Origin of the sequence: Streptomyces spongiae, assembly GCF_009377185.1 — a bacterium.
Lineage (GTDB): Bacteria > Actinomycetota > Actinomycetes > Streptomycetales > Streptomycetaceae > Streptomyces > Streptomyces spongiae.
Map to the genome: position 1 here is coordinate 1 of NZ_VJZC01000035.1, position 14,719 is coordinate 14,719.

8 protein-coding genes are annotated in these 14,719 nt (G+C 67.3%); 5 read left to right on the plus strand and 3 right to left on the minus strand.

The window, feature by feature from the left end; all coding sequences use genetic code 11:
- Positions 1-717 precede the first annotated feature (717 nt).
- The 5 genes from FNH08_RS08175 to FNH08_RS08195 all read left to right on the plus strand — a co-directional run bounded on the left by FNH08_RS08175 (position 718) and on the right by FNH08_RS08195 (position 9,996).
- Complete coding sequence (locus FNH08_RS08175; RefSeq protein ID WP_152770712.1) at positions 718-1,644, plus strand: hypothetical protein; 927 nt, start codon at positions 718-720, stop codon at positions 1,642-1,644.
- Between the two features lie 322 nt (positions 1,645-1,966).
- Positions 1,967-2,935 carry a lipase family protein gene (locus FNH08_RS08180; RefSeq protein ID WP_322723995.1) on the plus strand — a complete coding sequence of 323 codons (969 nt, stop codon included), beginning with the start codon at positions 1,967-1,969 and terminating at the stop codon, positions 2,933-2,935.
- The gene (locus FNH08_RS08185; RefSeq protein ID WP_152770715.1) at positions 2,932-5,025 is read left to right on the plus strand and encodes a vWA-MoxR associated conflict system protein; all 2,094 of its coding nucleotides are present in this window, start codon (positions 2,932-2,934) and stop codon (positions 5,023-5,025) included. The genes FNH08_RS08180 and FNH08_RS08185 overlap by 4 nt, the downstream gene beginning before the upstream one ends.
- Entirely contained in the window at positions 5,022-6,032 is a 1,011-nt protein-coding gene (locus FNH08_RS08190) for an AAA family ATPase (protein ID WP_152770717.1), read from the plus strand. Before FNH08_RS08185 ends, FNH08_RS08190 begins: the two co-directional genes overlap by 4 nt.
- Positions 6,025-9,996: a DUF3427 domain-containing protein gene (locus FNH08_RS08195; protein ID WP_322723997.1), complete on the plus strand. Its 3,972-nt coding sequence runs from the start codon at positions 6,025-6,027 to the stop codon at positions 9,994-9,996. Before FNH08_RS08190 ends, FNH08_RS08195 begins: the two co-directional genes overlap by 8 nt.
- A 65-nt stretch (positions 9,997-10,061) precedes the next feature.
- Here the strand turns inward: FNH08_RS08195 and FNH08_RS08200 are convergent, their stop codons facing one another.
- The 3 genes from FNH08_RS08200 to FNH08_RS08210 form a co-directional block, all read right to left on the minus strand.
- Positions 10,062-10,265: a hypothetical protein gene (locus FNH08_RS08200; protein WP_152770718.1), complete on the minus strand. Its 204-nt coding sequence runs from the start codon at positions 10,263-10,265 to the stop codon at positions 10,062-10,064.
- Between the two features lie 67 nt (positions 10,266-10,332).
- Positions 10,333-10,971: a hypothetical protein gene (locus FNH08_RS08205; RefSeq protein ID WP_152770719.1), complete on the minus strand. Its 639-nt coding sequence runs from the start codon at positions 10,969-10,971 to the stop codon at positions 10,333-10,335.
- A 3-nt stretch (positions 10,972-10,974) separates the two neighbouring features.
- Complete coding sequence (locus FNH08_RS08210) at positions 10,975-14,418, minus strand: DnaB-like helicase C-terminal domain-containing protein (protein ID WP_152770721.1); 3,444 nt, start codon at positions 14,416-14,418, stop codon at positions 10,975-10,977.
- Positions 14,419-14,719: the final 301 nt, after the last annotated feature.

Sequence of the window (14,719 nt, forward strand, 5' to 3'; positions counted from 1 at the left end):
GTCTCCTCCGGAGACATGACGCGCCGTCACTTCGCGACGGAATGATGTTGGGTTGCTCCGCAACCCTCTTGAAAACGTTGAGAGTTGAACGTTACTCTCTGTCGTATTCTTCCCGTGGTCCCGGGTGCCGGCCTCCGGGTGGGGCCCGGGACTGACGGGGCGTGGCTCCCGGTCTGGGCAGCGGTTCAATCTTCTGTTTTCCCTGTTCAGAGGTTTAATGCCCCCGGTTTGAGGGGGTTTGTGTCTCTGGTTCTGCTGGGGCCGGGGCGCCCTCCGGGCTTCCCGGCCCCGGTCCGTTGTGGTTACAGTATGGCAGCAACGAGGGGAGGTTGGCAACCGGTGCCGCATCGTTGCACGTCTGACGGTATATCAGATCAAGCGGACATGCTTGGTTCTATCTGGACTAGACCTCTTGCGAATTGATACGTATTCCGTTACGGGTTACGGGGTGTCAGGAAAAGGCTTCGGATGAATTGACGGCGCGTCAGCCGAAAGGGAATCCTGATTGAGGGTGTTACGGGTTTCGGAAAAGACACGTAACACGTAACGGAGTTGCGGCAAGGGAAGGCCGACCCGTAACAGGAGATAGTACGGGAAGGAATGGAAGAATTGAACGCCACGAATTCAGCAGTCGCCGTAACCGCCGGAATGAGCGGGACGGATGCGGAGAGGGCGGCTGGAGAGGCCACTGCTCATGGCGGGACGGTTGCGGCAGCCGTGACGGATGAGGTCCGGCCCGCGGAGTACGACCGCTGGAGCGACGTTCCGGCCGGGCTGGTGACCCAGACCCGGCTGGCCGATGCCGATCCTCCCCGGCGCCCTGGCGGTCCCGTCCGCGCCTACGTCCGCGACGCCAACTGGCGGGGCAAGAAGCAGACCTTCGCCCTGTACGCCGTCGCCGAGTCCGTCCCCACCGCGGCAAGCGGCCGGCAGCTGGCCGCCGCGGCGCAGCGGCGGGCCGTGGTGCGGGCGTGTGAGGGGTGCGGGGCGCCCTGTCAGCTGCCGCTGCCCGAGTTCGAGGGTCGGCGGTTGTGCGGGGCGTGCCGGCATCGGGCGCGGCTGGCGGAGATGCAGGAGCTCCTGGCCGTGCGCAGGGCTGAACTGGGCCGGTGGGCACGGGACTTGCTGGCGGGGCCGCTGGCGGTGGTGTGGGTGGAGCTCACCGCGGCCGAGCCGACCAGGTCGGGGCGGGCGCGGCCGCCGCTGGCCGGGCGGGTCCAGGTCGTCGACGAGACGGGCCGGGGCCTGGAGACCGTCCTGGTCCGCCTGGCGGGGCCGCGGACCCAGGGCGCTCCCGCGGACGCGGTGCCGTACGGGGAGGGGGCGGGCCGGATCGCGCGGGCGCTGCAGGGGCGCCGGCGCCTGGTGTGGGGGCCGCTCGGCACCGTCACCGAGCGGCTCGCCGCGCTCGGGCACCCCACCGATCTTGACCGCGCGCTCGCGGTGCCGGCCGGCCACGGCCCGGTCTGGCCCGGCGACGTCGCTTCCCGGTACGCACAGTGGCGCGGCGAACTCGACCCCGCCACCGCCCGGTTGCGCACGCCCTGGCCGCCCGGCAGCGCCGACCGCCTCTGGTACGTCCTTACGCAGATGGCCATGTCCCGTGAGTTCGTCAATTCTGAAGGGACTTCGGCGGCGAACTGAAGGGGTGACGATGCGGGATCGGCGTGTAGTCAAAGCGACCGCGAACTGGACGTCGCAGGTGTTGAGGTGCGGCGCCTCAAGCCGACCAGTCCGGTCAGACTCGGGCTTCGCATCTACCGCATCCTGGCCAGAGGCATCGCCGTCCTCATCACAGGCTACGTCGGCCTTGGAGCGACCGACCGGCTGCACCCCTACGAGCGGGTGGCCGACGGGCCGACTGGTTGCTCAGCGACATGTTTGTCGCGTGAGGCACTCGAGTACCGTCCGCGGCTCCTCACAAGGCAGGATGGCCTTCGTACAATACGGCGGGGGGAGGCTCGTGGTGGCGACGGCGAATCCGCAGCTCGTGTTCATTCACGGCATCGGTGGACTCCGGAGCGCGGAGATGGAACGGCGGCAATGGCTCGGGGCGTTGGCTACCGGCGTGCGGGCGGCTGGACAGGCGGGGTTGGTCTCGGCGCTCACCCAGGGCTGGCTGGCAGATGTGAGATTCGCCGATTACAGCGATCTGCTCAACGCCAAGGGAGCCCAGGGAGGGGCACCCGGCGCTGAGTTGGACCACTTCGACGAGCGCGTGCTTTCCGGTTTGTTGGAGGCGATGGTGGATGAGCTCGTCGAGCAGTTTCCACCGGAGACGGGTACGCGCGACGCCAGGATTATCGGGCAGGCTCGGCACCATCTCGACGGGCTCTCATCGGGCAGTCAGGCACAGGGTGTGGGCGAGTTCGCACGGCGACTGGTCTGGGTGACCACGACCCTGCTGCAGCTGCCAGGTCTTCGCCAGACCGCGCAATGGGCGAACGGTCAGGCGTTCGCGCTGCAACTCTCGCAAGTCGCCCGTTACTTGAACCGAAACGGCGGCAAGGCCTCCGTGGGCTCCGCCATCCGCTCTCGCGTGCTGGAGGGACTGGATCCCGCCCGTCCGCTCGTCGTCGTCTCGCACTCTCTGGGCACCGTCGTGGCTTACGAAGCCCTGCACGAGTACGAGGGACCGGTCGCTTTGTGGGTGACGCTTGGTTCCCCCCTGGCGCTCGGCGGCGTGGTCCTGCAGCGTTTGGTGCCGCAACCGCCGTCCTGCCCGGAAAGGGTGGGGGCGTGGCACAACTTCTGGGACCGAAACGACGTCGTGGTCGGACGCCCACGGCTGGCGGACTGGATTGCCCCGAGTAGCGCAGGGGTCAAGGCACAGACCGCGCCCGTGAAGTCCGCTGGGGTGTGGACCCATACGGCTACCAAGTACCTGGAACACGCAGAGGTGGCCGGGCCGATCGTGGAGGCTCTTCTGCCGTGACGGGCTTCGTCACATCGGTGGCGCCCCGCCATGTGCTGGTGGTCGGCGCCCAGTGCAAGGGCGCGGAGGAACTGCCGGGGTTGGAAGGCGCGGCACGCCGTCTCCACAGAGCTTTGGTGGATCCGGATCTCGGTGCCTGTCTCGACCGCGGTGAGGGCGAAACAGGGTCACTGCTCGTGGGCACCACTCTGGGCAAGCCAGTCGTCGAAAGAGCCCTCGCCGGTGCAGTCGGCCGGGCTAAAGAGGACGGTGGTGCTCTTGTCCTAGCGCTGCTGGGCCATGGAATGGGTGGCTGCGGGGGACCGCTGTACTTCGTCACCTCGGGCAGCATGGAGGACGGAGCAATCCACCAGCTGGACGTGACGTCCGTGATCGGCACAGTGACGAATGAGCCTGGACTCGGTGGTCTGATAACCATCGTCGACACGTGCCACGCGGCCGCCTCGCTGCCGAGCCCGCAGTCCGCGACGGCCGGACTCCAGCAGGGCAGTGTGCGACTGTCTCTTCTCTTCGCCGCCTCCGCCCAGATGCCGGCGTGGGACATGAATCTGAGTGTCCAACTCGCCGAGTTGCTGGAGAACGGGGTGCCGAACGCCGGAGAATTCTTGGCCATCGACGATCAGTTGATCAAGGAACTGCGTAGTCGTATCCACACTCAGGAACCTGGCGGCTTCGTGTTCAACGGCGCCCCTGTGCCTGGAGAATCGCTGTGGCTGGCCCACAACGTCCAGGCCGGTGTGCGGCGCTCTGCTGGCGTTCTCGGTTTCCTGGCGTATGAGAGGTTGCGTAAGCTGCTGCGACCGCTGGAAGGAACGGAAGGAATCAACAGCAGCGAGCAGCTGGCGGATTGGCTGGGCGGGCCGGGGCAGGAACGTCATAGCCACCCCGCTGTCCGACGTCTCCTGGAGTTCCAGCGTGATCTGAGCGTCTGCACTTCCACCGTCGCCGTCCTGGAGGAGACCTTCGGTGGTTCCTTGACCGACGACTTGCTCCGCAAGGCGGCGGCACGCGCTGGATTCCCTCTGGAGGCGGTGGTCCAGGTGCCCTGCCTTTCCCTGCGTGACCTGGTGGAGCATGCGGTCCTTCACCAACCGGCCGTCGACCGCGCAAGCCAGGACCGGACGCTGGTGCATTTCGTCGCCGCCCTTGTCCACCTGATCAGTCCAGAGGGTGCTCTTCCGCAGCAGTTGGCCGCTTGGGCGGCCAAATCGGGTGCCGCCATCACTTTGAACAGTCGGCTGGTGGAACTGACCGGGGTGAAGCCTCGCCTGGTTCTGGTGGTCGCCGACGACGGCGGTGAGGACGTCGTTCGTGTGGACGCATCGCTGCTTTTCGGCTCGGCCGTGGTGCACATCGCAGAGTTCCCGTGCGCGCCCGGCCCGGCTGCCCTGGCGTCCGCACTGGATGATGCCCTTGGGTGGGCTCTGTCCTGGCTGGGGGCTGCGGGCGAGCGGCTGGTGCCGGTCGATGTGTCGGTCCCGACCTCCCTGCTTTTGGATCTTCCCCCGGAAGAGTGGCGAGTGGTCCGCGGCAGACGCATGCTGGGCGTCGACTATGACGTCACGACTCGCTGGTCGGGTCTGTTGACGCCTCCGTCCGGTATCCGCCTCGACGACATGCTGCACGCCGGCAGCCAGTTGCTGTCTTCCTTGCAGGCCAAGGCTCAGGCCGGCCCGTCATGGCTCGGCTCCGACGATCTCAGCAGCCTTGAGACGCTGCAGGAGTTGCTCAGCCGTCGTCGTATGGGCAGCTGCGTTTGGGGAGTGAGCGCCCTGCCGGAGAAGGACTTCGACCTGATGCTGGAGGAACTCCTCATCCACACCCCAGCCGTGATCTGGCCCCGGCGTGGGGGTATCTCCGATACGGGGGCGCTCCAGGATGCGGTCGCGGAGCACTGGGACTCGCTGCCGGAGAAACTCGCCCGCGCCTTCCAGGAGCGGCTGGGGAACTGCCTCGGCAAGGACGTTCCCGGTCATCTGGCGGATATCCGTACGACATGGCACGACGTGCACTGGCAGGACTTCTGCCAACGACGCGCCGGCCGGGCGGTCGTCGCCCCGCAAGACGTGACGCCGAAGGAGCAAGCATGAACTGGACTCCGTACTACACGGGTACGGGAAGCATTCCCCAGGAGCCTCAGACGCTTCCTCCTCCGCCTCCCTGGCGCGCGGCGAGCAAGCCCCGCAAGGCGGCAGATGGAGGGCTGTCGCCTTCTGCGGCGAGCACTTACCGGGCGGATGCCGGTTTGGTCGATGCGGTCAACGCCGCGCTACATCTGCGTCGGCCCCTGCTGCTGACCGGGCCGGCTGGCTCCGGGAAGTCCTCCGTCGTCGAGCAGATCGCTGCTGAACTCGGGCTCGGGAATGTGCTGCGCTGGCACATCACGTCACGCAGTACTCTCGCCGAGGCGCTCTACCGCTATGACGCACTGGGCCGGATCCACGCCTACAACCTTCGTGCCATCGAGCGTCCCGCTGCTTCCAGGATCGGGCGGGCTGCGCGCCGCGCTGCCCGTGCCGCGCGCGACGACATCGGGGATTTCGTCCAACTCGGTCCTCTCGGTACTGCCTTGCTGCCTGGAGGCCTCCCCCGTGCCCTGCTGATCGACGAGATCGACAAGAGCGATCTCGATCTGCCGAGTGACCTCCTCGATGTTCTGGAACGTGGTCGTTTCGAGATCCCCGAACTTGCCCGCCATTCGAGGAGCCGCGTCACCGTCCGTACCGCCGATCCGGGCATCCGGCGTGACGTCGACAACGGCTTGGTGGAGTGCGAGGAGTTTCCGGTCATCGTGCTCACCAGCAATGGCGAGCGCGACTTCCCCGCTCCCTTTCTCCGGCGCTGTGTGCGGTTCGACATGCCCACGCTTACGGTCTCGACTCTCACCAGCATCGTCGAGGCCCACTTGGAGAGAGTTGAGGAAGAGACCACCCACATTCTGGTGAACGCTTTCGTGGACAGACTGAACCGCGGTGAGAACCTCGCTGTCGACCAGTTGCTGAGCGCCGTACATCTCCTGCGCGGCAACCGCATCCAGGATGACGGGCAGCGGTCGCGGTTGCAGGAGTTGCTGCTCCAAGGGCTCGGGCGTGGCTGAGAACCGGGCTGCACAGTTGCTGGCCGCCCTGGCCCTTGCCGACCTGGGTGACATCAGCGGCGACGCGGAGGGGGACATCTCGGAAACTCTCGACGCTCTTCTTCTCGCCGCTGCCAGATCCGGCACCGGCGAGAGCGGTGACATCTCGACCGCTTCATCTCCGGCCGCCGAAGAGTCATCTGCCGATGCGCCTGTCCAGTCCGAACCGGAATCCGACGACTCCTGCGATGATCAGTCGTCTCCTGAATCCGAGTCGGACGCAGGCGCTCCCGGGGCCGCCTCGGTGTGGCTGAAGGACGACAGCGGCAGCCACTCGATCCCTGGCAGCCCTCTGAGCATTGGCCGCGCTTCGGCCCTGCCGAACGCTCTCGACATCGGCCGTGCCCTGCGCCCGCTGCGTCGCTTCCGGCCCTCCCGGGTTCGCCGGCGCCTCGACCTGGACGCCACCGTCGATCACTACACCCGAACCGGCGTGCTCGTCCCCCAGCTCGTGCCTGCCCCGGAGCCCTGGCTGGAGGTCGTCGTGGTCGTGGACCGCGGCACCTCGATGGCGGTCTGGGACGAGACCTCACTCGCCCTCACCAAGGTGCTGCGTGCCCTGTCCGCCTTCCGCAGCGTTCATGTATGGCATCTGGAACATCCACCGGAGGCCACGCCACGGCTCCGCGACCACCGCGGCCGGTCCCTCCCTGTGGAGCCGTCCGACCCCCGCCACAAGCAGCCTGCCCACCGCCTCCTTCTCGTCGTTTCCGACTGCGCGGCTCCCGCCTGGCGCCAAAACGGCCTGTGGCAGACGCTCCATGCATGGGGCCGAACGGCTCCCGTGGCCTTGATCAACCCGCTTCCGAAACGCCTCTGGCAGCGCTCCGGCCTCGACCTGCCCCGGACCACCGCAACCGCCTCCGTCCCGGCCTCTCCGGGACGTCTCCTCACCTACCGTCGTCCCCGCCTCTTCCGCGACGGCGTCCCGGGGACGCAGCCCTGGCAGGCCTTGCCCGTGCTGCAGATGGACGCCCACCAGATTCTCGCCTGGGCACGCGCCGTGATGCGTACCGACCCGGGCGGCTGTGAGGCCGTCCTCGTCCCGGCTTCGGGACGGATACCCTCCCGAAACCGCATTCCGCGGCCGAGTGCCGACTCACCTGATGCACCGGCAAACGACAAGCAGGTCACAGCCGCGGCAGTGGCCTTCACAGACAACCTGCGCTCCCCCGCCGTGCGGCTGGCGATCGCCGCCTCGTCACTCGACGTGTTCACCCTCCCTGTTCTCGACGTGATCCGTGAGCGCATCGTTCCCGAAGCCGCCGTGGCCGACATCGCGGAGTTCCTCACCGCCGGACTACTCACGGCGACCCGGCACGAGAACGCGGACATTGTGTACCGATTCCACCCAGCCGCGGCGCATCATCTGCGCGGGCTACTGAGCCGCGACCAGGTGTGGGACACCCACTTCGCGCTCACCGACCATCTCGAAGCCCATCCTCAGGCTCCGCACGGAATCGTCGCCGCGCTGTACTCGCCCACCAGCGAGGAGAATGTGCCCACCGGGCTTCGGCCTGTCGCCCAAGCGGCTGCAGCAACGGCCTATCTCCTCGGCGTCACATCCGCCGAGCCTCGCTCCGGCTTCGGTGGGCAGCACCTCCCTACGGTCGAGTCCCCCGATGACATGAAAGACGACAGCCAGCAACCTCTCGACCAGCCGTCCATTCCAACCGATCCCCCCGAGCCGGTACAGGACGTGCCAGCCGCCCCGGACAGCACCCCAGCCGCCAGAGCCTTCGTGTTGAGGCACGGGCAACGCGACATGCTTGATCGTCTGAACGCCGAGCGAGAGATCCACGACCGGCACCGCAACCTCCTCGTCGCGGCTCCTGGCACCGGCAAGACGCTCATGGCCGCCTTCGACTACAAGCAGCTGTGCGAGCAGCACCAGCGGGACCTGCGTCTTCTCTTCGTCACGGACTCTGTGGTAGCAGTGCACCAGGCGCACCAGACCTATCAAGACGTCCTCATGACCCCGCAGTTCGGAGAGTCCCTGCATGGCGGGGGAATCCCCGAGCGTTGGAATCATGTGTTCGCTACGTGGCAGGCCCTCGGACGAGTCGTGGCCGAGTTGCCCATCGACCAGTTCGATGTGATCGTCATCGACGAGTTCCACGGAGCAGTAACGCCGACGTTCGCCAACATCCTGGAGCGCTTCGCGCCGATGGAGTTGCTCGGCCTCTCGTCGGCTCCCGAGCGGACGAACGGCCCGAGCATCCACGAGGCGTTCTTCGATGGCCGCATCGCTGCAGAGATGCGTCTGTGGGACGCGCTGGACAGTGACGTCCTGTGCCCCTTCCATTATTTCGGCATTGCGGACAACACCGACCTTCAACCACTGGGCTGGAAGCAGGGAACGTACGACGGGGCGTCGCTGAACGCTGTGCTGACCGGCAACGACGCACGAGCGCGGCTGGTCGTCAGCGCCATCCGGGACAAGATCCCCGATGTGAAGGCCATGCGAGCGGTGGGGTTCTGTGTGTCCGTGGCACACGCCGAATTCATGGCTCAGTTCTTCCGTACCGCCGGCTTCCGCGCACTGGCTCTCACGGCGGCGGCTCCGCCAGCGGAGCGCCAGAGGGCACTTTCCTCTCTCAAGAACGGCGACTTGCAGGTCATCTTCTGCGTCGAGATGCTCAGCCACGGTCCCAGCATCCCCGAGGTGAACACCCTCCTCCTGCTGCGCCCGACGTCGAGCGCCCTGCGATTCCTGCAGCAGCTCGGTGTCGGCCTTACCCACGCCCCGGGCAAGCGCGTACTGACCGTACTCGACTTCATCGGTCACCACCGTGCGGAGTTTCGCCTCGACAACCAGTTCCGAGCCATGACGAATCTGACCGGCAGACGGCTGCTCGACCACGTCGAGCACGACTTCCCCCAGCTCCCCGCCGGCTCCATGATCACCCTTGACGAGAAGGCCAAGATCCTCGTCATCGACAGCATCAGGGAGCAGATGCGGCGCAGCGTCACCGACGCGGCCCGCGCGGCCGCCGAGTACGGACAACTGGGCCTCAGGCGCTACCTGCAAGAGACCGGGCGGGAACTCGATGACCTCTACCGCGGCGACGGCACATGGACCCGGGCCCTACGCCAGGCCGGCGTCCTCGAAGGCGAGGCTCCCGAAGAAGAGACGGCGCTGCTCAGACGTGTGCGCTCCTTTCTCCATGTGGACGACCCGGAGCGCATTCAGGCCTACACCCGCATGCTGGAGGACGACGCTCCCCTCTATAGCGATCTTGATGAACGGGGCCAGGCGTACGCTCGCATGCTCTTCTTCCAGCTATGGCCCCGCGGAAGCGCTGAGCACGCACGCTACGAAGAGGGGCTCGCAACCCTTCACCAACAGCAAGCAGTGCGGAGCGAGTTGCGTCAGATACTGGCACACAACCTGGACAACGCCGGGCGCGTCCCGATCCCTCTGACCGGAATCGGCGACGGGCACAACGTCCCCCTCACTATCCATTCCTCATACACCCGTGCGGAGATGTTGTCGGCGCTCGGAGTGGCCCAACTCGGTGGCCAAGCCCCGGCCGCCTTCGCTCAAGGCGTTGCGTGGTGCGAGTCAGTGAAGACTGACGCACTGTTCATCACGCTGGAGAAGGACGACGAAGAACACTTCTCACCGCGGAGCCGCCTGCGCGACTACGCATTGAGCAAGACCCTGTTCCAATGGGAATCCCAGAGCATGACCTCCGAGGCCTCGCCCACTGGACTTCGCTACCAGAACCATGTCGAGATGGGTACCAGCGTCCTTCTCTTCATGCGCCGGTACAAGAGCAGCGACATCGGGAGCTCTCAGCCCTGGGTCCTTCTCGGGCCAGCCGAGTACGTCGAACACACGGGCAGCAAGCCGATGGTCATCCGGTGGAGGCTGAGGCACGAGCTCTCTGCGGATATCTGGTCGTACGCCGGCATTTCTTGATCTGAGACTCGGACCGTTCCCCTCGAGGAAGAGACGGGCCGGCGGGGTCGGCATTCCAGCATGCATCAGACACCCACCAGCGACGAACTCACCCGGCGAGGTCGGTGGCGGTGCTCGCAAAAGCGGACCGCCTCCGGAAAGGTGAACAAGCCGTCTGCGTCACTTACTTCGTCCTCGTCGGGGATACGAGCGGCCTCCCGCATCGTGCACAGGGCCGCCGCCGCGACGACCGCGACCGGGTCGGTCGTGGTGTAGATCCTCTCGAACATCCTCGGCCCGGTGAGCCAGCCGCCAGCTCGCGCCCCGTAGATTGCGGGAGAGAGGCCCTACAGCTTCTCAGGCGCCGAGGCCGACGTGGGAGACGTAGGTGTAGGCGCCCCAGTCGGAATCGAGTTCGGTGATGATGTCGTCCCAGATCTCTTCGAGTGCCCTGGCGTCGCCGGCTTCCATGGCGCTGACCGCCTCGTCCCAGACGTAGCGGACGGCGGGCAGGGTGCGGATGGCCTGGTCACCCGTCAGATTGGCGCGGCGGGCGTGTTCGTCGACCAGGTCCTGGTTGATGGGGTGGATCTCGACGGCGGTACCTCTGCCCCGGTTGTTGAGGTGTTGTTTGAAGGCGCCGAGGTTGGCCAGGATGCGCCGGGTGCGTAGGTTCCAGTAGGCGGTGTCGATCAGTTCGAGGTTGGCGTTGCTGGGTTTCTGGGTGCCGGCGAACCAGTTCTTCACGGTGCGGGGGCGGACGGTGATGCCGACCTCGCGCAGGGCTTGGATGCCTGCGTCGCTGTTGAGATATTTCAGGCGTGCTTTCAGACCGCGGGGGGAGGTGACGGGGGACTTGATGCCGCCTTCGATGATCATGCGGGAGAGGGCGTCTTCCAGGGCGCGGCCCAGGGCTGCGCCGCCGCGGACGTTCTCGGGTGAGCGGTTGGCGCCGAAGGTGCCGAAATTCCGCCATCCGCTGTCGTCGTAGGGCATGGATTACTTTGTCTCCCCGAGGGTGTAGAAGCGCTTTTCCTTCATCTGGGTGGGCTTGCGTCCTTCTTCCCAGACGTTTTTCCAGTCGCCTCCGGCGATGTGGAGTTCATCAACTCCGGATACCTGGACCAGCGTAAGGCCCGCCTGGTGGGCTTTCCATGCTTTCAGCCAGAGGTTCGCGAAGGCCTGGGAGCGGATGATGTGGACCCACTCGGGTCGGCGGAGTTCGCGGTTTTTTGCTGATTCGCCGATCGTTGAGGTGAATCGGGAGTACATGGCTTTGACGTATTCCTCGGTGACGGTGTCCGCGGTTTCGATCGCGGTGGTGCGGGCCTGGTGCAGGACGCGGCGGAATTTTTCCAGCAGGCCTTCCGAGGCTCCGGACGTCCATGACTCCAGGATCCGGGGTGCTTCGCACAGGCCGAGTTCAGAGCAGCGGATCAGCAGGCGGACGGTGGCTTCGTCGAGGAGGTAGGGGCCGGGCTCGATGCGGTTGCCGAGCGGGCTGGGCAGGTGCTCGTGGGGCCATTCGAAGTGGTCGACGCGGTGGATGCCGGCACGTTTGCGGTCGAACCCCCCGGTGGGGTGGTGGACGAGGGCGCCGATGGGCAGGTAGGTTTTGAAGGCCGACAGGTAGGCCGCGTTGGTGTCCAGGCCGTAGACGTCCAGCGGAGTCTGGGTGCCGGCCTTGAGGGCCGCGTACAGGGGGGCGTTGCGCCATTTGTGGCGGCCTTCCCAGATTTGGTCGGCTGCGCCCTGGGCTGGTTTGGAGAGGAAATCGAGGGTGGGCGGGTAGACGGTGTGGACGTAGTTTCCGCCGACCCGGGTGAGTTTGAACAGGGCCATCGAGTCCGGCACTGCTTTCTTCTTCAATGCCTTGACCGCGGCCTCGATGTCGCCGTTTGTCTCGTCGAGGGCCTGCTCGACGGCATCGGTGATCTTGTTGAGGAAGAAGGTGTAGTTCCGGCCTCCGCTGCCGGTTCCGGTGCCCGGGGTCCCTTCGGGTGGAGGTGTGTCGTCGCGGAACGATGCCGACGCCGCTTCCTCGGGCTCCTCAACCTGCTGGGTGCCGTCAGCCGTACCGGGCACAGTGGTGAAGTCCTCGGCGACGGGGGCGGGTTCGGTGACCGTCATGGATGCCGTCGGCGGGGTTGCGGCGGGCGTGGGTAGCGCTGCGGGGGTGATTCCGGCCGCTGTCGCGGTTGCGTGATAGGTGGTCAGGGCGGCGCGCAGCCGGTCGGCTGCGGGCTCGGGGGACAGGCGTAGTCGGCGGGCTCCGAGTTCGGTGGCGCGGGCGCGGGCCGCCGGCAGCAGATGGTCGTGGCCGGGGAGAAGCGCGTCGCGCAGGGTGGCAAGGACGTGCTGGGCGTGGGTCGACAGGGTCGAGCGGTCGTCGGTGCCGGTCAGGTACGGCTCGGCCGCGGTGAGGAGTTCGGCTTCCGCAGCGGCAAGATCCGCTGTCCCGTCGAGGTTGGGGCCTGTCCCTGGCGTGCCGGTGGCTGGCTGCGGAAGGCCGGAGCCCGACGGCGCAGGGGTGGGGCAGTGGGCGGCGAAGGCGGTCAGCGCGGCGCCGAGACGCTCGCCTGCAGGCGTGGGCGGCATCGAGGGGCGGCGGGCGGCGAGGTCGGCCAGCATCTGGTGCAGTCCGGGCAGTTCACCTGCACGGCCGGGTGTCGTGGCGGCTTCGCGCAGTGCGGCGAGTGTGCCGGTCAGACGGGCGGGCAGTCCCTGCTGGGCGCCGGAGGTGAACGGTAGTGCCGCATCGAGGAGTTCAGTCTCCAGGGCCGCCGTCCACTCCCCTGCTGCGGCCCCCGCGCCGGCTGGACCAGCGGTGACTGTCTCTTCCTTTACGTCGAGGGCGGCAGACGCAGCGTCGGGCCGGCGCATTGGCTTGGTCTCGGGCGGGTCGGTGAAGCGCGCGCAGCGAAGATCGGCGTGGAGGGTGACAGTGGTCAGCTCGCCGAAGTCTCGTTCCGCGACGACGACTTCGGCGCGGGTGTCGGTGCGAGTCAGGGTCAGGGTCAAGTGGGCGGCGTCCAGGGCGGCCACGGCGGCGGGGTCGTCGGTGTCCAGGGCGGCCACCACCGGTACGTCCAGGCGGCGGGCGAGGTGCGCCAGGGTTCGGGCCGCATCGGTCAGCGCCGGGCCGGACAGCGGGACGAGCGGATCGCCCCTGTGCTGGAGCCGGTCGACGACGACCAGAGCCAGTCCCTCGACATACGGGGCGGTCTCCGCGATCGCCTCGGCGCTCAGGCCCGTGCCGTCGTCGATGTGCAAGGCGGCGCCGGTCAGCCGGGCTTGGACGGCGGCCGCGGCGTGCTGCTCGTCCTCGGTGAGGTCGCCGGTACGCAGCCGCCGGTAGTCGAGTCCCGCTTCGGCCGCGGTCACCCGCATCGCCACGTCCGTCCGCGTCAGGCCCGACGCCGCGTACAGGACGGGGAGTTGGCGGGTGAGGGCGCTGTGGCGGGCGGCATGCACAGCGAGGATTGAGCCGCCGGCGTGCGGGGCGGCTGCCACCACTGTCAGCACTCCTGCGGGGAGGTCACCGAGAGCGGCGTCCAGAGCGTGCAGGCCGAACCCGAAACCCGATGCAGCGCTCGACTCGGACGCCCGGGTCAGAGCCTGGCCGACGACATCGCCCAGATCATGCAGTATGCGTGGCCCGCCGCTCTTGCCCGCCGGTGTGGTGCGGGCAGCATCGGTCGTACCGCTTGAGTCTCGTCCTGTGTTCGGGTGGGCGGCCTCCGGCCGCATTTCCGTCCCGGTGTCCCGGACCGCGCCTGGGGCACCGTCGACTGGCAGTGCAGGAACGGCCGTAGCAGAGGCCAAGAGCCCGGAAGTGGCCGTAGCAATGCTGGAGACTGCCTCGATCGCGGGGACACCCGCAGCGGCAGGGGCGGACGGGTCGCTGTTTAGGGGTTCGGGGGCCGGTCCTTCGACAGGCTCAGCCGGCATCTCGGGGACGGGAGACGCCAAGGACGGCTGACGCTCGGCGTCCGATGAATGGACGTCGGTGTCGGGCACGGCGACCAGGCCGTCGCCGGACGGGACCAGGGCGGCGTCGACGAGAAGCGCCAATGGCGTCGTACGGTCCAGCAGCACCTGCGGTACGCCCGTCTCGCCGGGGCGGCCCACTGCGTCCACCACCCGGTCCCCCAGCTTGGGCCGTGCCGCTGTCCGCGCCCACGACGGCCACTTCTCCAGCCGGGCACGTGCCGCTGCATCCAGGCGCCCCACGGGAATCAACGCCGCCCGATAGCTGACACCGGCCTTCGCGTCCCGCTTGACGATCACCGTCACCCGCCCCTCGCCCTCTGCTGCGTCCACCAGCTCATACAGCCGGTTGCGGGCGTCGGACACGCCCAGCGTCTCCGGCTCTGCGGCGGGCGCCCCCTGCGTGGGCAGTCCAGAGGCGGACGGAACAGGAACAGCGGAACGGGCAGACATCGGGCTTTCTCCAAAACGCAGGACAGCCAGCAGCAGGGCTTCGAACGGATCGGCAGACACAGACTCCTGAAACCGGACGACAGCGCAGCGCAGTACCGCCTCTCGTCCCGCGACGAGACTCTAACCCAACCCGTAACAACACCCGTCACTCTAACGCGTAACGCTTTCAAGTGATGAGGCATCCTCAACACGTAACGCAGTTCGGGGAGGAGAAGCCCGCCGACAGCGCCGCAAGCAACAGCTACAGCGCACCCATGTCCCGACAGCACCTGTCGAAGAGGCGTCGCGCCTGGCTGTCGCC